Raw genomic sequence first — 20,921 nt, forward strand, 5'->3', positions numbered from 1 at the left:
GATCAAATGAATCATGCATAAAAGTGTGGATTCTTAAGTGGATTCATATAAAATAATTTCACTCAAACTATTGACTTTATTAGTTTTTTATGCATAATATGTTATCGAACTCAAGAACGCTATCAACAAAAGCGTGAAGCAATGCACAATCTTCATTAGGAAACTCCTCTTCAAAAAGACCTCGGAAAGATAGCAATCTGCTATGGCTATCAACGCTATAACAGCTCCACCATACCTATCATCCTATAGATTATTCTCAATATTATCATTGAAGATAACTTCTCATAGAACTGTATAAAATAAAGTACTCAAACTAATCTAGACATTGGACATTTTCTCTCCCACCACGGCCACAATAAGCCATTGAGCTGTAAGAGCTGGTTTTTTTAACTGTTCAATTTCCACTGTAACCCCATAATGGAAAACCACTCGACCAGAAGGGCGAATTTCTGCAGCATCTAACACAAAACGCGCACGTACCCGTGCCCCTGTTTTCACAGGACTCATGAAGCGTACTTTATCGAAACCATAATTAATCCCCATTGTGCTCCCTTCCAACTCTGGAAGAGCCTCATAAGCGAGCGTAGACAAAAGCGATAATGTTAAAAAACCATGAGCAATTGTGCCCCCAAAAGACGTCTTTTTTGCCTTTTCCTCATCAACGTGTATCCATTGGTGATCATCTGTAGCGCATGCAAACTGATTAACCATATCCTGTGTAACAAGACGCCACCCCGATAATCCCACTTCTTTCCCAATAAAACTGGTGACATCTTGTACTGCTATTTTCTGCTGCATAACGCTATTCCTATTTTATTTGATAAAAGCAACCACCCCTCTTGCTTTTATAAAATCCATTGATTAGAGCATCAAGAATAAAAGATTAATTGTCTTAAAAAGAAATGCACCTTATGAATGAGAAAAGTTTTTTAGCAGAATAGTTTTCAAATGGGAAAAAAGAATGGCAAGCAATGTGAGCCTAACAGGTTTAGCACATGATTTGAAACAACGTGCAGAAAAGCATCCCCCCATCCGTATTGGACTGATTGGTTGTGGTGAAATGGGCACAGATTTATTATCAAGTATTGCTCATATGGATGGTATAACAGTCGCTGCAGTAGCCACTAGGACGCCATCACGTATTTTTGATGCCGCTTCACTAGCCTATGGTGAGGATGGGCATGTCTGTGAAGTTGAAAATACTTATGCTCTCACGCAAAGCATTGAAAAAGATTTGATTGCAGCAACAGATGATATTAACCTTGTTTTACGTCATGAACAAATTGATATTATCGTTGATGCAACAGGCTATCCTGAAGCAGGAGCAGAAATTGGTATCAAAGCGCTTGAGAATAACAAACATCTTGTCATGATGAATGTTGAAGCAGATGTTACAATTGGCGCTTATCTCAAACATGAAGCAGAAAAACGAGGGCTCATTTATACACTTGGTGCCGGAGATGAACCAACTTCTTGTATGGAACTCATAGAATTTGTTTCAGCCCTTGGACATAAGATTGTTGCAGCGGGGAAAGGAAAAAATAATCCTCTGCGCTTTGATGCTATACCTGATGCTTACGAAGAAGAAGCATTCCGGCGTAATATGAATGTGCGCATGTTGGTTGAATTTATTGATGGTTCCAAAACGATGGTTGAAATGGCAGCAATTGCCAATGCCACTGGACTTCTCCCCGATTGCCCAGGAATGCATGGACCACAAGCGGCGCTGCAAGATTTGAGCAAAGTGCTTATCCCAAAACAAGATGGAGGCATTTTGCAGCAATATGGTATTGTGGATTATTCAACAGGCCAAGGTGTTTCCCCAGGTGTCTTTGTCATTGCAGAAATAGCACACCCACGTTTACGCGAACGTATGGAAGATTTAAAAATTGGTCAGGGCCCTTATTTTACCTTTCACCGCCCCTATCATTTAACAGCAATGGAAGTTCCCCTCACCTGCGCACGCGTTATGCTTTATGGCAAAAAAGATATGGCTCCTCTTAGCCATCCCGTAGTAGAAGTCTGTGCTGTTGCTAAAAAAGATTTACATCCAGGTGATCAGCTAGACTTTATCGGTCTTTATACTTATCGCGCTTGGATAATGAACATCGCAGAAGCACGCGCTCACCACGCCATTCCTTGTGGTCTTTTAGAAAAAGCAACAGTAACAACTGCAATTAAAAAAAACGAACTCATTACAGTACATAATACTGCTATTCGTGAAGATCAATGGATTGCACGTCTTCGTGCTAAACAAGACCTTTTACTTCATGGACCTTCTTCCGCTAAGCTATAAACACTCCTTATTACCTTCCTTAGAAGTATCCTTCCCTTACACAACAGAACAATCCAGAATACACTTGTATCACAAATACAGGTTTCTGTTTTAATAAAGGCATTTTCCAACGACACACATCACTACTTCCCTCCCACAATATGGCCCGTAAATGCTACAATATAAACCACCCCATAAAATGGCATAAGATTCATTGTGTATCACTATCTTTACTCTATAAAGATACAAACCGGCATCATCATTTTATTTGCCAATATTACGACAATCCTTGAGCCTTTGAGATGATTCATGAGAAGAATTTTACTCTTTTTTTAATAGTTTTATCCATACACGAAGGCAACTTGTCATACGTAAAAAATACTTTTGATGGATTTAACATAAACAAATTTGAGATGATAAATAATAAGCTATCATTTTTCTTATTGCAAAAGAGCCCTGAATACAGGGATATTTTTATTTTATCCTCTTATGAAAGAGAAAAAATTTTTAAAAAGGATTAAGTTTGCCTTTGATGAATAACCTTCATATGAGAGAAGGTAGACAATATTAAAAGGCTGATAAAGATAGTGAGTATACTAGCCTTATTACTAGGAAATAACCATAAACTGTAAAAAATCAGGTTACACTAATTTATAAAAAAAACATAAATGTAGGACCTTGAACTTTAATAATGTTAATAAAAGCTACATTTAGTATTAAGAATAGTGATTTTTCACTCCAGTACATTATAAATAATTTCAAATACTTATTTTTTCAAAATAATGAAGTGAACAAAAAAATCCTTGACTTTTTTGAAGAGCTTTCTATTAAAGTGTACTGAATATTCCCAAAATAGATACAACAGCACCTAATACATCCCCAATACATAAAGAAGCAAGAAGTGCTAAAATACCTATTCCACCCCAAAAGGCTGAACCTGAAAAGGCAGAAGCTTTTTCAGCTTTCCCCAAAGCAATGCCATCTTGTTCCTCAATGCCTCGACTAACTGCTCTATCCACAGCTTTAACAGCTACATTTTTTTCTAGTGAAGAAATAGTAACTGCCATTCTCTCTTGAAATTGATTTTTCACAAAACTTGCATTTCCCTGTATAGTTTGTACAAAAAAAAGAATAAATAGTGTAAAAGTAAATGAACATACACTATTTTTAAATATTTTAAACATAGCTTTCTTTTCTCCTCTTTTTCTTCACTGAAAAAATGAAATAATATTCACATATATAAAAACCAAAAATTATATTTAATAATTTATATATAACACATTATGTATTACATGTAAATACATAAAATCAATAATTGATAGAAACAAATTATAAAATAAATAAATCTATCAGATTTACAAAAAAATTATAATAAACACTAAAGCATCAACAAAATACATAAAATTAAATAAAAAATAGAGTCATGAAAAAATAAGATGATCATCCAAAATACTGAAAAACAATTTTCTTTATTAATTTTCATAAAAGTTATTCTATATGTTTATTCAAGATTGTAGATCACATACATATTTATATTTTGAGTAATTATATTTACCCTGTATTAGTAACAAATAATTATCTTTAAAGGAAATTTTTGCCAATATTCACATAACTGTATTCAATTTGTGCAAATTAAATAATAATAATAATAAATAATTGATCAAATTATTGAAAGAAAATTTATAGAGAAAATTACTAAAAAATTGCGTTTTCAATAAATAATGAAAAAATTATTTTTCATTATATGATGTGAAGTATTTAATCTGTCTGAATATTTACTTATTAAAAATGAGAATATGCATCAGAAAGAATTACCAAAGATAGCTATCTTTAGAACGGTCGCCTCATATTACAGAAAAAATTGAGTTGGCTTTGCTCAATAAAAACTTCACTATTTTTAATAAAGCTCTCATTTTTATAGCATCCATATGTGATGTAAAAAGACACCTATTTGCGTTTCTCTTATAGATAGATTAAATAGTGATAGCACCTTTGACCACTTTGTCTGTATTAACTTCTCTTTTAGGCAATAATTTATGGTATCTAACAGGCCTTTTCTCGCTCTTTTACCTTTGGGCGCACACGAATATCACGGAGAGCACCTTCCCTTCGAAACCGACTGGATTATTGCTGAAGCTTTTGCAAAAGCCCTCACTTTACAGACAAAAGAGCAGTTTCATATCGCACTTTTACCGGTTGAAAAGATTGGCTATTCTATAGAACATATGGATGTTACAGGCACACAAACCCTTACCTTTTCTGATGCGATTAAGCGATGGATCAAGATTGGTGAAAACTGTTATCATAAAGGGATCAACCGTCTTCTTCTTCTCAATGCTCACGGAGGCAATTCACCTTTAATGAGCATTGTTATCACCGAATTACGAAGGCGCCTTTCCATGCTCGCTGTAGCAACAAGCTGGAGCCGTTTTGGTTTGCCACAAGGTCTTATGGAGCCTTTTCAACAGCATCTTGATATCCATGGAGGTTTTATCGAAACCTCTCTCATGCTCTATTTAGCACCTGAAAAAGTTCATATGGAAAAGGCAACAAATTTTCATAATAAACAAGCGGATATGATTGCCAATTATCGATATTTACGCGCTTATGGTCCTCATGCCTTTGGCTGGACAATGCATGATTTAAATACGCAAGGTGCGGCAGGAAACGCAAGCAAAGCAACACCACAAGCCGGTGAAGCAATCTTTTCTCATGTTCTGTCTCAGCTTCGTGATTTACTTGATGATATCAATCGATTTAACATAAACACATGGCAATAAAGAACAATAATAAGGTCTCTCCATGGAAACGACACACCCCAAAAAACTTCCCGTTACGGTTCTCACAGGCTATCTTGGTGCAGGAAAAACCACCCTTCTCAACCGCATTCTTAGTGAAAATCATGGCAAACGTTATGCAGTCATTGTCAATGAATTTGGTGAAATTGGTATTGATAATGACCTGATCATTGAATCAGACGAAGAAATTTATGAAATGAATAATGGCTGTGTTTGCTGCACCGTACGTGGTGATCTCATTCGCATTCTGGAAAGTCTGATGCAACGTTCTCATCGATTTGATGCGATCATTATAGAAACGACAGGGCTTGCAGATCCCATTCCCGTAGCACAGACCTTTTTCATGGATGATACTATCCATGAAAAAACAGCTCTCGACAGTGTCATAGCGGTCGTTGATGCAAAGCATTTGCCCTCTCAACTGAAAAAAAGTCGCGAAGTTGAAGAGCAAATTGCCTTCTCTGACATCGTTCTTTTAAATAAGATTGATCTTGTCACAGAACAAGAACGCGCCTATGCTGAATCCCTTATTCTGGGCATTAATCCTCGCGCTATACTCTATACAACACAGCGCGCCAATATCCCTCTTGAGACACTCCTCAATCGTGGTTTCTTTGATCTCCAACGGACTCTCGATCATGAACCTCATTTTCTCGATCACGAACATACACACCAACATGCCAACCATGTGTGCGGTCCCGATTGCCATCATGACCATCATCACGCATCCTCCATTCATGATATTACCATCACTTCTGTAAGTTTAAAAACAGGTGCTCTGCAACCAGAAAAGTTTTTCCCCTGGATCCAACAGATTACGCAGCAACAGGGACCTGATATCTTGCGTCTCAAAGGCATTATCGCCTTTCAAAGAGACGATGATCGTTACGTCATTCAAGGTATACACATGCTTCTTGAGGGACAACATCAACGCCCATGGCGTGAAGATGAAAAACGAGAAAGTCGCCTTGTTTTTATAGGACGCTCCCTTGATGCTGAAAAATTAAAAACTGGTTTTGAAAATTGCGCATAAGTGAGTGATAATGCCAAACATTACCCATTATGATCTCAAAAGTTACTGTCTTTCCTGCGGTTTTATAGGCAATAAACCAGCTTTTGTTTCCGTAGAAGGTTTCATTGTTTTTTTTAATCCAACCCCACAAATCTTTGAAGTTCACAAAGGAATAATTTCAAGCCATTTTTCCCCTGACAATACCGCGATCATCACAGGTGGAGAAGATGGAAAAATCTGTCAAACAATCGCAGCGGGACATACAGAAGTGCTAAGCCGAAAAGAACGCAAATGGATAAACAACGTTGCTTTTGGTCCACAAAAAGCTTTTGCTTTTTCCTCCTCACGTTTCGCATTTGTGCATGTTGGAAAAGAAAGACAAGAGCTCACACATGAACGCAGTGTAGAAGGCCTCGCTTTTGCCCCAAAAGGTTTACGACTTGCCGTTGCCCATTACAATGGAGTTACTCTTCATTGGCTATCAACGCAAATAGCTCCCACCACATTGGTATGGAAAGGAGCTCATTGTGGCGTCACCTTTTCGCCAGACAACCGCTATGTCATTTCCACGATGCAAGAAAACGCCTTACACGGCTGGCGTCTTAGAGATCATCAACACTTACGGATGAGTGGCTACCCAAGCAAAGTCAAAAGCTGGTCTTGGAGCGCAAAAGGAAAATGGCTAGCAACATCAGGTGCCTCTGCCGCAATTGTTTGGCCCTTTCATACAAAAGATGGCCCCATGGGAAAAACACCACTAGAACTAGGAACACGAGCAAATGCGCTTGTTAGCAGCGTTTCATGCCACCCAAACAAAGAAATTGTAGCAATAGGCTTCAATGATGGAATGATTTTAGCGGCATATTTTCATGATGGAAAAGAAGTCCTTCTAAAAGGTTATGGGAAAGGTGCTATCTCAGCACTCAACTGGGATCAAGCAGGATACAACCTCACCTTCGGTAGCGAAAATGGTGAATGTGGTATGATCAATATCACTGATTAAACCAAGCATCAACAAACGCAACCATCGCTGATAGAAAATGCCTACACAATCCTCTAGAAATCCTATCTCCTAGTCTCCCTCAAAAGTCTCATAAAATCTTCGTAATCATTGAATCTTTCCTCCCCCCTTCAGACAAGAAAATACCTTAAACATGTTTTTTGACCTTTTAACATTGCTACCCCCATACAAGAATAAAAACATCACCCCCAAGATCGCCCCCCAGCTCCCTATAAACACCTATAGGCTACATACTTCGACAAAAGCATTTTTCTTAAAAATTCAGCAAAAATAGCTTATACCATCATTGAAACAACTATTTATTCCTACGATCAGAAGAATGGAATTCAACACTATTTTCCTAAATAAAAAATTTTTTGATTTCCCTCTCTAAAGAGCAAAGTTTCCTCCTAGCAGCCTTCTACACTTCGGTTTCTTGCCTAGCAGATTCCATCTAATAATCATTCCATGGAGCTTCTATCATCGCCCTCTGTTCCGGCATCTCCTCCATCTCGGAATTCTGTTTCTCTTGCTTCTACCTCTGTTAAACCAAAGCCTTCTACATCTTCTGACCCTATTGATCCTTCGTCTAATCTTCCTATGTCGCTTGATGTTCAGACTAATTTCCAAATTAGAGTTGTTGTTCCTCAATTGCCAACTTATCTTCTTTTACCAAATGCCTTATTTCATGCTGATTTAGTGGATATGACCACGCAAAATAAGACGTTAGAGACAATGCGGAATGCTTTTCATTCCTCTTGGAAAGATGATGAAAAGACAGCATTTTTTGTCCGTGGTTATGGTGGAAGTCACCATTATACTTCAAATTTGTCTGCTTTTGAGTATGGCTATGGCGCTGAGCTGAATTATACTGCACTGGAAGCAGGTATTTTGCTAAAGGAAATTGAGAGTTTATACAGTCGTACATTCTTTGGGATGATGGGAACCTATGGAAGCCTCTCTCTACAGCCTCAAAATGTGGTACAAAGTAAAAAAAGCACATTTGATAAATGGTCTGTTGCTGTTTATGGAAGTCTCCAGCATGATACGGTTTTTTATATAGATGAGGTATTATCGTATGAACTTTTTAAGGGAGATGTTCTTACTTTTGCACGAGGCAAGGTTGTAGCGTTAAAGGGTAAACAGTTTAGCGGTTCTTTAACGAGTGGCAGAACGTTTGCAACAAGGTATAAAGGTGTTATTTTTGAGCCGCAGATTCAGATTGTTTATCAGCATCTTCAGTTTAATCCGGCATATGATGTTGATTTAGGGAAATTTCATCAATGATTTAGAATGTTCATTTATCATTCTATATATTGAATAAAAAACTGAATATTATAAATTTCTTTCATTTCAAACCTGTTTATATGTAATCAATTAACCCCTTGTCCATCACAAACGAAGCTGGCATATAAAGAAAGACTTTTGAAAAAAGTGGAATTGTTTCTTATGAACATTCTCGAGTGCTAAAATCTGTGCAGTATTGAATACTGAAAAAAGAATATGCTATCCGTTTATTACAGCAATGAAAATGATATATTGTATCTTATCAAAATTTCTCTGGCACCTATCATTTACAAAAAAATAACCGTAAAAACACGATAAAGCATACTTTACTTTTTATTATAATTTTACATAAAACTCCCTCTGTTTGTTCTAAAAATAAGTATTTATCGAAAGTTCTTAAGTAAATATCATAAAAAAGGGAACAAATAATATGCGTATTAAATGATACAAACATGAATAAAGTTCTAAAACAAAATTCAAAACAATGCATAAAGCTCATAAAGACTAAACTTGTGATCTATAAAAATTAATAAAGAAATAGACAAAAATAACCACCCCCTCTTAAGAAAAACGCCTAAAAACCAATCCTCATCTACTTTATATTAAAAAAAACCATCAATATCGCCTCTTTTGAAAGATCATGCCACACGCATTCAGCATTCAAGCTTCTCACATTCACAATGAAATCTGTCCCCATATCATAACATGAAAAATTTTAGAAAAATTCCTCATCGCATAGAAGAAAGTATATAAATCATAAATCTAAGAAAGCATCTATTGTAATCTTTTATCTCAAAAATAACCATATTGATCGAAGCAAAACAAATTTTAATACATTGAAAGGCAGAAAAATCTTCTGCCTTTCATATAAAAATACACATTGTACCTCTTTTAAAAATGATAGCTTAATCCACCAGAAAAATGCGTTCCAGAAAAACCAACTTTCTTAAATTTATGCTGATAAGTTAAATCTCCATAAAGAGAAAGTTTTGAAGAAAGACGAGCATTAAACCCAAGACCTGCTTCCAAAAAAGAACCAAAAAAACCTAATTGGAAATCGTTTTTAAAAGAAACAAATTGCTTATCTTCAAAACTATGCAAATAAGAAAGCTTACTATAAAAAGAAACGACACGTCCCTCTTCAGAAACATTAAGTGTCTTGCTTAAACGCCCACCAACACGCCCCACCCATTGATGAAATTTTCCTAAATCAACATCAATATTATCAACATCATATGCCGGATTAAACTGAAGATGCTGATAAACAATCTGAATCTGCGGCTCAAAAATAACACCTTTATACCTTGTTGCAAACGTTCTGCCACTCGTTAAAGAACCGCTAAACTGTTTACCCTTTAACGCTACAACCTTGCCTCGTGCAAAAGTAAGAACATCACCCCTAAACAGACCATAAGAGAATACTCCATCCATGTAGAAACCGGTATCATGCTGGAGACTTCCATAAACAGCAACAGACCATTTATCAAATGTGCTCTTTTTACTTTGTGCCACATTTTGAGGCTGTAGAGAGAGGCTTCCGTAGGTTCCCATCATCCCAAAGAATGCACGGCTGTATAAACTTTCAATTTCCTTTAGCAAAATACCTGCTTCCAGTGCAGTATAATCGAGTTCGGCTCCATACCCATACTCAAAAGCAGACAAATTTGAAGTATAATGGTGACTTCCACCATAACCACGGACAAAAAATGCTGTCTTTTCATCATCTTTCCAAGAACTATGAGAAGCGCTTCCCATTGACTCCAACTCCTTATTTTGCATGGTGAGATCCATAAGTCCAGCATAGAATAAAGCATTGGGCAAAAAAAGATAAGTTGGCAATTGTGGAACTACAGCCCTAATTCCTGACTCAGAATGAATATCAGGTTTAGAGGGCGTAGGCATTGGATCTTTAGGTGAAGGATCTTCTGGTTCAGACGGTACAGATGGCTCAAGCGGAGAAGGCACAGGTGGAACAGGTGTAAATGGAGTAGGCATAGGATCTGTAGGCAAAGGATCTTCTGATTCAGACGGTACAGATGGCTCAAGCGGAGAAGGCATCGGTGGAACAGGTGCAGGAGTAACCGGCTCAACAGGGATAACTTCGGAAGGAGTTGGTTTAGGATTAATATAGATACTTTCGAGACGAAAATCCCAAAATTCCCCCGTTCCTTCAACTAATCTATCACTAGGATTAGCTCTTCCCAAAGGAGAAGTGGGACCATAGGCTTGAAGATTATATTGATAAGGTGAACCATTAACTGTAACATAATTGCCAGCTAGTTTAAAAGAATCCTGCTGGGCTATCCCAGAAACTTGAATAATCGAAACACTCCGGTTTTTTACATCGTCGATTCTTTCATTGCTTACACTTGTTTCTGAATTCTTTGAAAGATCTTGTACATGGATCACAGCAGTTCCAGAGACATCACCATGGATCAAAATACGATCAACTTTTTGAGGATCAAACAAACCTTCATTATTCAAAAATGCACTGAGCTTAATCTGAACATTGCCATGTGCGCTAAATACTTCATTCATTCCATTGTCATTATATACTTTATCCATTTCATTTTCAATGTATGGCTGTTTCCTTCCAATACGCAGCGTTTGATAATCGTCAGAACTATCTTTAGCAAAAACAATTGTACTGTTGAAAAGACTCAAAAAGGAAATGGATGAATCTGTAGAATTCGGCTCCTGCAAATCTTGATATTTCCTTTTTCTTAGAGTCCATGTCGAGCCATCTCTTAACTGCAAATCAACAGTAGATATATCCTCAACGCGGGTCCCTCCTACAAGTGAAGAGTCATGAGCTATAAGAGAGATAAAAGAGCCTTTTTCAGCTTTTAACAACAAATCACCAGAAATCTTTGAGTTGCCTGTTAATTCAATAGAACTGAGAACTTCGCCACCATAAGATCCTCTACTATAAATAGCCGTACCATTTGGAACTGTTAAAGTTGTCTGTGTCAAAGAAACAGATGCCTCACCCGTAATAACTGTATCCGCATTTGAAAGTTCTTCTTCATATTCATCTAGGAATTGAACCAGTTGTTTTGGACCTAACGAATGAAAATACAGACCATAAGTTCCCTCTCCCTGCACAGAAACATTTGATCTTTCAAGCTGAATTTTTGTCTTCTTAAAGTCATCTGATAAACCATATTGTTGAACCAACTTACCCTTATCATCTGCAAAACCTGAAAAATTTTTAATCAAGAAAGCATGCATATCGGTAAGCTGAATAGTATTATCCCTCAAATGAACATCCCCCCCTTGAAAAACCTCAAAAGCTCCTGGAAACTTATCTATAAATTTTTCTTCATCTTCGTCATCAACGCTATCCCTTTCCTTTTTTCCTTTCCCATTAATCTGCATTTTATCAAGAAGATATCTCCCCCCGAACCGTGATGAAAATGAGCCTACCTCCTCAAAAGTAACTGTACTACCTGACATTCTAACCATTGCACCAAAACCACTAAGAATACCTATCGATTTTATATTCAAAGCGTCTGGCTTAATCCCAATATTTACAGAAACTAAAGCAATATCTGCTTTTTTTCCCGATGCATAAATAGCATGCGAACTCCCCTCAAACGCCCCTCTTGTCATGTTAATAACTGCATTCTGAGCACGAAGACCGGGTATATTATTAAAATTCGCATCGGTTAAATTAAGCTCTCCGCCATCTTTTACATATGCACCATAGGCAGATATTTTATCTGAATTATCACCCAGAACAATGATCTGAGATGCATCAATAACCGTGCCTTCTTTTTCCACATATATAGCAGCAATGGGAGCCGAATCATCAGAATCCTCCTGGAGACCTTTTAAATAATAAGTTTTATTATGAAGTGTGTGTCTTCCACCATCATCACATTTATAAAATGGAGCAGCTGGATCACACGAACCTCCAGCAGCTTTAACATTGACAACTTGCAAAAAATGAAAAACAGCTGTTGTTAAAGCACAAAAAAATATATGATTTCGGAATGTATTAAACATAACTTCGCTTTACCCCTCTTTATTAAAAGATGAAGAACACTTAAAAATGATCAAAAAAACTTCTAAAATACGAGAAATAAAAGACAAATACTAAATATTACTAACTAATATAACTATATATAATAATATAACTATATACTTATATATAAATTATTTTATATTTCAAGTACAGATAAAAATGACAATGGAATCTACCTAGAGAAATCCCTCTGCAATACTAACCTTAAACAGTTTATGCTGATAAGAAAAAGCACCATGTTGTTACCTGTTGAAATCAAAAATCTATCCCATTCAAGATCATATAAAATCAAGATAAAATCGGCAAAAGCTTTGGAAAAATTTAGCTTGATAGAGAACACTTTCAATTATAAAAAAAGCAGCGCACTATAGCACCTTTTATACAAAATCCACTTTTCACCATAATTAAAAGCGGCAGCATAATCACTAGAGAAACTCACTCCCTAAAATCTAGCTTTATTAAGCTTGTACTTATATCTCCATGAAATGTAATTTGTGGAGATAATTTGGCATTAAAACCCAATTCCTGTCTCTAGGATAGAGCCTAAAGCAGCCAATTGAAAAGTATCACCCAAATACACAATCTCTTTATTTCTCAAATCACTGCCCAAATGAAGCTGCCATTTTTAAAAACAACGCCCCCCCTCTCCAGATACAGTAAATATCTTGATTCAACGCCCAACACCACGCATCAGCTCATTGTTTTTGTTTCTCCATCCCACAATCAAAACCATCAATATCGCAGACTTTATGAAACGAAAAATTATGATAAACAAACTGAACCTGTGGTTCAAAAATAAAATATCGGCTGCCTATCATAAATGTTTTACCAGCAGTTAAGAAAACACTTAGAAGCTTACCTCTCAATGCAGCCGTTTTACCTCGCTCAAGTGTGAGAACATTTCCATTAAACAAACCATAGGATAAAAGACCATCAACATAGAATCCTGAATCATGCTGCATGCTTCCATATGCTGTGATTGTCCATTTTATCAAATATACGTTCTTGACTTTTTAACCTTTCGAGGCTGCAAAGAAAGCTTGTCATAAACCCAAAGGACATTACCGCAAACACAACACACTCTCACTTATTCTTATTCTGCGAAAAACGTCTGTTTCTATCGCTTTATAATCAAGATCACCTTCATCACCATATTCAAGCCTAGATAGATTTGAAGTATAATGATACTTTCCTCTGTAATCGCTCAAAACAGGACAAGATTTTTATTGATTTTCAACAATCGACGAAAACAGTCTATAGAGTTTCCAACTGCTTATTTTGAGCACTATTATCCAACAAGACGACATGAAATAAACCATTTTATACGAAGAAACAAAACAGAATCTATAGAACTACGGCTCTCGCATTTCGTTCAAAATTTGGAGAAAGCTCAGAAACAAGAGCTCCCCCAGATACAACAAGAACAGTATCGGATGCAAGAAGAAACAGACATAGTGCATAAGAAGCAGCAGGAATAAGATGAAAAACGGAGAAAAACTCAAAATTTAAGACCTTAGCCTAAGTTCCAGAACGGCTTAACCAACCTCAAACTCACTCACATATTAGCATCATGCATGATAAGCAAGAGGAATGCGAGCAAACACAATTTAGATCAGGAATAAAAAAGCAAATAAACTTTACTAGAAGACACCTTTTAGACACACAAAGAACTTGTTTTCAAAATTGCTAATAAAACACTGTGAGAAAAAAAGCCACAAACTATGCTCGTGGCTTTTAAATGAAACAATCAAAGCACAACTAAGCTAAAAACGATAGCGCAATCCCCCAGAGAAACTAATTCCAGAAAAACCAGCCTTTGTAAGCTTGTGCTGATAAACAAGATCTCCATGAAGAGCAAACTTCGAAGACAATTGAGCATTAAAGCCTAATCCAGCCTCTAATGAAGAACCAAAAGCACCCAATTTAAAAGCATCCTTAAAATGCACAGTTTTTTCCTTCCCAAAAGCATGAGTCAGATAAAGCTTACTATAGAAAGCAACAGCATTCACGCCTTCAGAGCCTGTAGGAGTCTTGGTCAAACGTCCACCAACACGAGCCACCCACTGATCAAGTCTTCCCATCTCAATATCAAAGTTATCAATATCACGAGCCTGATCAAATTGGAGATTTTGATAAATAACCTGAACTTGTGGATCAAAAACAAAACCTTTATAGCCTGTTGCCAATGACTGACCACCCGTCAAAGAAACGCTTAAAGGTTTGCTCTTCAACGTTGCTGTTTTGTCACGCGCAAGGGTGAGAACATCGCCTTTCAATAGACCATAAGAGAACAGAGCATCTACATAAAAGCCTGCATCATGCTGCATAGTGGCATATGCTGTCGCTATCCATTTATCAAATACACTTTTTTGACTGTATTCAACATCTTGAGGCTGCAAAGAAAGTTTGCCATAAGTTCCCATGACACCAAAGGACATGGTACCATACATACTTTCTATTGTTTGCAACAAAGCACTAGCCTCTATGGCCTTATAACCAAGATCGCCTCCGTAACCATATTCAAGCGCGGACAGATCTGAAGCATAATGGTAATGACCACCATAGCTGCGCAAAAATAAAGCAGGCTTTTCATAAACTTCTAGCGTTCCATTGGAAATGGTCCGCAATATCTCCAACTGCTCGTTTTTATTGCTAATATCCATCAAATCGATATGGCATAAGCTATTTGGCAAGAGCAGATAAGTCGGAACTTGCGGAACAACAGATCTTACAGCAGAAACAACATCTACAGAGGATTCAGCATTGGCAGTGGATGTAAAATCGACAGTAGATGTCGATTCCACAGAATGTTCAGGAATAATATCCGAAACAGAAATACGTACAGGAGGCGTATTTTCAGAAACAGTAGAAGATATACCATCATCAGAAACGACATATTGATTTTCTAAGCGAAAATTCCAAAAAGGCTCATTGTTCTTAATAAATTTATCGTCCTTAACAAATCTCTGCTTCATATGCTCTTCCTTTACAGTAAACCTTGGAGCATAGGAACGAAGAACATATTTATAAGGTGCCCCACCTAGCGTAACGTATTGGCCATTCAATTGAAAAGAATCATTTCTCGCTTCTCCATATACTTGAATAAGTGAAATACTGTGCGCTTTTGCACTTTCTTCTCCTGAAACTCCTGAAATACCTCGCACGTGAACTATAGTTTTTCCACGAACGTTACCGTGAATTAAGAGCCTATCCGCTACTTGATTGTCATTCGAAACACTAGGATCCAAACGCGCATTCATGTGAATCCAACCTTGGTATGCCCTATAAACAACATCAGATCCCTTTCCAATGCGCATAGTCTGATAATCATGGGATGTATTGGCTCTTGGTTCTTCAAAAACAATAGAACTGTTATAAAGTAATACAGACGAAACCGATAAATCACCGATAGAATTAAAATCGTGTAAATTGTTATGTCTCGGACGCAATAAAAACCATTGCGAATTATTAGACAATTGAAGCCTGACAGTAGAACTTTCATCAACACGAACTCCCCCTACAATAGCAGAAGCATTAGCATTAACCATTACAGAAGAGTTATTTTCAGCTCTCAGCAATAAATCTCCTAAAAGCCTTGCACCTTGAAAGAGATTAATAGAACTATTGGACTTGCTACTATAAACAGCTACATTATTTGGAACTATAAAATCCGTTCCAACCAAAACAACTTCTTTTTTTGACGGATCATTAAGTTCCATCTCTCCTTCTAAGCGCATACCATATGCATTGCCCTTTATTGTAATAGTAGAATTTTCAATGCTAGTAAAAGTATGACCATTCCCCTGCAATGAAAATAGATGAGCATTGGTAACATCAATACGACCTTTCATAAAATTAATGTTACCGCCTCGAAGCGCATAAAAAGCTGAATTTTCACTGCGACCATCTGCTTTCATGATCTGATTTCCCTCTACACTAAGAGAAACCCCCTTTAGCACGACGTTCCCTTTTCCTTCTATCTTAACTCCAACACCATTTGTCTTAATTTTCATATTGTCTAAATAAATATCAGAAACTCCGCCACGATCAGCTTCTACGCCATTTGCAGAAGCTCCCACTCTATCTTCCTCCTTTGTTACAGAAACTGCTACTCTGATTGCGTCAATCGAACCACCTTGCATACTTATTGATCCACGACTAGCATTCACCCCCACCAAAACGCCACTTAAATTCGAATTTTTCAGAAAGATACGTCCCTCCTCTGAGGCCTTTACACCATATTTCCAAAGTCCTTTTTCCGAAACACTGTCCACACTCGAAAAACCCCCAACTGTTATTTCTTGCGCTTCAACTATGGTACCTTTCTTAGATACCTCTATGGCTGTATCTGCATCACTGTTTTTATCAGTTAGTTGATAAGTTTCTTTGGAAATCTGATTTGTCTGACGATTGCTACACCGGTAAGATAACCCACTCCGACCACATGGAGAAAGATCTTCCTTATTGCCCCCTTCACCAACACTCTGCAAACTGGCATCAACTCTTTGCAAATTTGCATCAGCATTGTGCACAAAGAAAAGAATAGCTGTTGTGAAAGTACATAACGAGAGATGATTTTTAAAAATTTTATTCATAGTTCCGCCGTAAATTTTTTCTCCCCGCTTATTTAAAATACAAACTCTGCCAAACGACCTTGGGCACGAGCAACACGTTTAATATATTATGTTAATATATTTTATCGATAATTAATACAATTTGTATTTTATATAAATGCAGAATCAAAAAATCAACTGAAAAACGCATTTAAGATGCGCAAGATGCCTATCTTCAAAAATGCTAGACAATATAAAGCTATTTAAAGAAGGGAAAAAGCCACAAGTTATACTGGTGGCTTTTTCAAAGATCAATTAGAAACAGCAATAACACTAGAAATGATAACGCAAACCACCAGAGAAACTGGTTCCAGAAAAACCAGCTTTCGTTAGCTTGTGCTGATAAACCAAATCGCCGTAAAGCGCAAAGTTTTGAGACAATTGGGCATTAAAACCTAATCCAGTTTCTAACGAAGAACCAAAGGCACCCAACTGAAAAGCATCTTTAAAATGCACAAATTGTTTTCCTTCAAAACCGTGAGCAAGATGAAGCTTGCCATAGAAAGAAACAACTTGAGCCTTATCAGTTGCGACCAGCCTCTTTGTTAAACGCCCTCCAACACGTGCCACCCACTGATGAAGCTTTCCCAGCTCAATATCAAAGCCATCTACATCACGCACCTTATTAAATGGAAGATATTGATAAACAACTTGAACTTGCGGATCAAAAACAAAACCGCCCTCCCCCACCATAAATGTTTTACCAGCAGTCAATGAAGCACTTAAAGGATTTCCCTTTAATGTTGCCGTCTTGCCACGTGCAGTTGTTAGAACATCACCTTTAAACAAACCGTAAGACACAAGACCATCAACATAAAAACCCGCATCATGCTGCATACCACCGTATGCCGTAACTGACCATTTATCAAATGTACTTTTTTGACTCTGCTCAACATTCAAAGGTTGCAAAAAAAATCTCTCGTAAGCCCCGATAATTCCAAAAGAAGTGGAACCATACATATTTTCGATTGCTTTCAGCAAAACACCTGCCTCTATGGCATTATAATCAAGCTCGCCGCCATAACCATATTCAAGCGCGGAAAGATTTGAAGTATAACGATGATTGCCGCCATAACCGCTCACAAAAAAGATAGGATTTTCACGACTTTCTAATAAGCCCCCAGAAGCAATTCGTAAAGCTTCTAATCGCTTATTTTGATTGCTCACATTCATCAAACCAATGTGACGTAAGGCATTAGGCAAAAGGAGATAAGTCGGAACCTGCGGAACAACAGCCCTAACTCCCGGCTTAGGATGAGGCTCCGGAGCTGGTGCTGGAGAAGGTTCTGGTCCTGGAATTGGCTCAGGGAAAGGCTTTGGAGCAGGATCTGGTTTAGGTTTAACATCAGAATCTATAGATCTACTTTCAAGACGGAAATCCCAAAATTCTCCATTCCCTTCAACTAATCTTTGATCCATGTTTGCTTTTCCTAAATGAGACCCTGGACCATAACTATAAAGCTTATACTGATAAGGTAATTTATCTAATGCTACATAACCACCTTCCAACTGAAAAGAATCTTGCTCTGCTTGTCCAGAAACCTGAATGATTGAAATACCTTCATCATTTCCTCCCCTTCCCGTGTATCCTCCTGGACTTCCTGAAACTGCATGCACTTGGAGCTTTGTTTTTCCCGAAACATCACCATGAATTAAAACACGATCAGTTTTTTGATAATCAAGAGCACCACCACTATTCAGATAGCTATTAAGGGAAATAGAGGCATCGTCCAGTGCTTTATAAACTTCACCCTTCCCCTTTCCAATACGAAGGGTTTGATAATCATCAACAGAAGAAGATTCGTGTCTTTTAAAATTAATAGAGCTCTCACCCATAAGACTAACTAATGAAATAGAAGAATCATGTGCAGCCTCATGTTGATTTTTTTGCAACGGTTGTTGTAAAATCCATTTAGAACGTCCTCCCAAATAAAGTTTGGCATTAGAATTTTTATCAACGTAAGTACGGCCTTCAAGAGTAGAAGCATCAGCCAAAACTGTTATAGAAGCACCTTCCTCAGCTTTTAATAAAAAATTCCCTGAACGAAGAGTGCTGTGCACCAACCCCACCGCACCAGAAATAATGTTTCTACCATAAAGAGCCGCATCGTCTAAAACAGAAAATTCTGTTTTATCCAAATTAACAACTTCTAATCGTGGTGGAGCTTTTTCTTCCTCTGATGAAATTTCCTCTTTTTTAGCTTCACCTTCGCTCCATGGCTTCTCTCCCCGCAAGAAGATACCATAAGATCCCTTACCCTTTACGGTAACAGAAGAGGATTTAATATTAACTTCAGTCACAGGAATCTTTGAATCAGAATCCTCATTTGATAAATCTTTAACTTCCTGTAGAGGAATAGAATTGACTTTAGTTTCTAATAATATGCCATGGATATTCCCAGCACTAACAATAGTACCCTCTAAATTAACAGCCTTCCCTGAATCCATATGCACAACCGCATGATCCTTGCTTCTGTCACCCTTCCCAGTAATTTTAACATTCTCGAGATTTACTTTTCCACCTGACATCGAAGAAATCCCATGGCTGTTCATAAAATCAACTGATCCACCTGACATCCAAACTTCTGAATGATCATAACTTAAAAGACTTGCGATCCCATTAGCGGTCTTAATTTCTGTATCTTCTAAAAGAACAAACGAATTCTCTGTTGCATCAACACCCTCATGACTTTCCTCAATCTTACCATTTTTTACCTCAATCACTCCATTACTGGCACGAAGGGCTATAACTGTGCCTTTGAGAATCGGATCTTCCAAAACAATCTTACCGTTCTCTAATACATGCACACCCACTAGAAAAGTTTCGTCAGCAACTTGACTACTAACAGTTACATTCTTCCCACTAACCCTTGTGCCTATTCCTTTCACCGTTATAGCAGTAGCGCTCGTCGGTTGCCCGCCACGTACAACATTATAAGAGCGATTATCAATTTTGTCTTTTTCACAACTATCGCATATATAATATGCTCCATCATGTAATATAAGCTTACCATTTTCATCTATTTCACGAGCATATGCACTCGCTTTTTCCTCGCTACCTCCACTAAAAAAGCTAGAATTATTATCCCTAATAGGATACCCATCAACACTACTGATAAGATAACTGCTGTTTGGAACAGTGGGAGCAATTGGGAGGACATAAATATCGGTCTCGATATTTCTACTACCATAAGAAGACCCACTATAATGATGTCCAACACTCGCACCAACCACTACTCCATTTTGAAGCAAAGAGAGGATAGCTGTTGTACAAGCACATAAACATACATGATTTCTAAAAACTTTAATCATAGTTCCCTCGAAACTTTTCTTCCCCTCTCATTAAAATAAAAGCACCTGCAAAACATCCCATTGCACACCTCAAAATACGAAAAGTGTAACAAAAAGAACATGCCTCATGCTCATTCGAACTGTGCAATGAATTATCCCAATAAATTTGGCAAAAGCTCTACGCCAAAACTACCTATAAGAGAATAATTAAAATCACACTTTATAGGTGTATAATGCATTCTGTATTTCGTGTAAAGAAAAATAAAATCAGTGCGTGTAATTAATTAAAAATACAACTAAACCTTGTGAACTTTAAAAATTAATCCACAAGGAGATGAATGAAACAATGATTTAAATCAGTGGAACAAAAACTCTCAAAAACGAGTTTTAGAAAACATCAAATATTATATTAGATAATATCAATACAGTACCAAAAAGGATAACGTAACGCATACTGGACTGCTGAACACTTAAAAAGCCGATTAAAAATGAGCCACTCTATCGCATCAGTAGCAGCATAAATTTTAAGAAAATTCACTTTAGCGTAGAAAAGCGCTCTCATGTATAAAATAAACTATGTCTTTTTTTGCTCAATTAAGAAGATGAGCAGCTTTTAAG

Annotated in this window: 10 protein-coding genes and 1 pseudogene; 5 read left to right on the plus strand and 6 right to left on the minus strand. The window is 37.2% G+C overall.

The genetic code is table 11. The features are described from left to right. Nucleotides 1–318 precede the first annotated feature (318 nt). Nucleotides 319–798 (minus strand): MaoC family dehydratase, encoded by a 480-nt coding sequence (locus ACFIJ0_RS00890; RefSeq protein ID WP_375624197.1) that lies wholly within the window; start codon nucleotides 796–798, stop codon nucleotides 319–321. Nucleotides 799–961: 163 nt separating this feature from the next. Between ACFIJ0_RS00890 and ACFIJ0_RS00895 the strand changes: the two genes are divergently transcribed. Then, nucleotides 962–2,296 carry an NAD(P)H-dependent oxidoreductase gene (locus ACFIJ0_RS00895; RefSeq protein ID WP_375624199.1) on the plus strand — a complete coding sequence of 445 codons (1,335 nt, stop codon included), beginning with the start codon at nucleotides 962–964 and terminating at the stop codon, nucleotides 2,294–2,296. 806 nt (nucleotides 2,297–3,102) lie between these two features. Here the strand turns inward: ACFIJ0_RS00895 and ACFIJ0_RS00900 are convergent. Continuing rightward, nucleotides 3,103–3,459, minus strand: coding sequence for a hypothetical protein (locus tag ACFIJ0_RS00900; protein WP_375624201.1), 357 nt, complete (start codon nucleotides 3,457–3,459; stop codon nucleotides 3,103–3,105). A gap of 852 nt (nucleotides 3,460–4,311) precedes the next feature. Between ACFIJ0_RS00900 and ACFIJ0_RS00905 the strand changes: the two genes are divergently transcribed. The 4 genes and pseudogenes from ACFIJ0_RS00905 to ACFIJ0_RS00920 form a co-directional block, all read left to right on the plus strand. Next, entirely contained in the window at nucleotides 4,312–5,055 is a 744-nt protein-coding gene (locus tag ACFIJ0_RS00905; RefSeq protein ID WP_375624202.1) for a creatininase family protein, read from the plus strand. A 22-nt stretch (nucleotides 5,056–5,077) separates the two neighbouring features. Next, a complete protein-coding gene (locus ACFIJ0_RS00910; protein ID WP_375624204.1) occupies nucleotides 5,078–6,106 on the plus strand; it encodes a CobW family GTP-binding protein in 1,029 nt (342 codons plus the stop codon). A 10-nt stretch (nucleotides 6,107–6,116) separates the two neighbouring features. Continuing rightward, entirely contained in the window at nucleotides 6,117–7,088 is a 972-nt protein-coding gene (locus ACFIJ0_RS00915) for a WD40 repeat domain-containing protein (protein WP_375644081.1), read from the plus strand. A gap of 471 nt (nucleotides 7,089–7,559) precedes the next feature. Next, a pseudogene (locus ACFIJ0_RS00920) lies at nucleotides 7,560–8,369 on the plus strand (autotransporter outer membrane beta-barrel domain-containing protein); the annotation flags it as partial. A gap of 894 nt (nucleotides 8,370–9,263) precedes the next feature. Here the strand turns inward: ACFIJ0_RS00920 and ACFIJ0_RS00925 are convergent. The 4 genes from ACFIJ0_RS00925 to ACFIJ0_RS00940 all read right to left on the minus strand — a co-directional run bounded on the left by ACFIJ0_RS00925 (nucleotide 9,264) and on the right by ACFIJ0_RS00940 (nucleotide 20,324). Beyond that, entirely contained in the window at nucleotides 9,264–12,380 is a 3,117-nt protein-coding gene (locus ACFIJ0_RS00925) for an autotransporter outer membrane beta-barrel domain-containing protein (protein ID WP_375644080.1), read from the minus strand. 714 nt (nucleotides 12,381–13,094) lie between these two features. Continuing rightward, nucleotides 13,095–13,394, minus strand: coding sequence for an autotransporter domain-containing protein (locus tag ACFIJ0_RS00930; protein WP_375644079.1), 300 nt, complete (start codon nucleotides 13,392–13,394; stop codon nucleotides 13,095–13,097). 768 nt (nucleotides 13,395–14,162) lie between these two features. Continuing rightward, nucleotides 14,163–16,994, minus strand: coding sequence for an autotransporter outer membrane beta-barrel domain-containing protein (locus ACFIJ0_RS00935; protein WP_375624211.1), 2,832 nt, complete (start codon nucleotides 16,992–16,994; stop codon nucleotides 14,163–14,165). A 291-nt stretch (nucleotides 16,995–17,285) separates the two neighbouring features. Next, complete coding sequence (locus ACFIJ0_RS00940) at nucleotides 17,286–20,324, minus strand: autotransporter outer membrane beta-barrel domain-containing protein (RefSeq protein ID WP_375624213.1); 3,039 nt, start codon at nucleotides 20,322–20,324, stop codon at nucleotides 17,286–17,288. Nucleotides 20,325–20,921 lie beyond the last annotated feature (597 nt).

Origin of the sequence: Bartonella sp. OC68QHHN (genome assembly GCF_042193875.1) — a bacterium.
GTDB classification, from domain to species: Bacteria; Pseudomonadota; Alphaproteobacteria; order Rhizobiales; family Rhizobiaceae; genus Bartonella; species Bartonella grahamii_A.

Coding starts and splice junctions, on each gene's coding strand:
- ACFIJ0_RS00915 (WP_375644081.1), top strand. CDS start 6,117: ATGCCAAACATTACCCATTATGATCTCAAAAGTTACTGTCTTTCCTGC.
- ACFIJ0_RS00910 (WP_375624204.1), top strand. CDS start 5,078: ATGGAAACGACACACCCCAAAAAACTTCCCGTTACGGTTCTCACAGGC.
- ACFIJ0_RS00940 (WP_375624213.1), bottom strand. CDS start 20,324: ATGATTAAAGTTTTTAGAAATCATGTATGTTTATGTGCTTGTACAACA.
- ACFIJ0_RS00935 (WP_375624211.1), bottom strand. CDS start 16,994: ATGAATAAAATTTTTAAAAATCATCTCTCGTTATGTACTTTCACAACA.
- ACFIJ0_RS00925 (WP_375644080.1), bottom strand. CDS start 12,380: ATGTTTAATACATTCCGAAATCATATATTTTTTTGTGCTTTAACAACA.
- ACFIJ0_RS00900 (WP_375624201.1), bottom strand. CDS start 3,459: ATGTTTAAAATATTTAAAAATAGTGTATGTTCATTTACTTTTACACTA.
- ACFIJ0_RS00890 (WP_375624197.1), bottom strand. CDS start 798: ATGCAGCAGAAAATAGCAGTACAAGATGTCACCAGTTTTATTGGGAAA.
- ACFIJ0_RS00905 (WP_375624202.1), top strand. CDS start 4,312: ATGGTATCTAACAGGCCTTTTCTCGCTCTTTTACCTTTGGGCGCACAC.
- ACFIJ0_RS00895 (WP_375624199.1), top strand. CDS start 962: ATGGCAAGCAATGTGAGCCTAACAGGTTTAGCACATGATTTGAAACAA.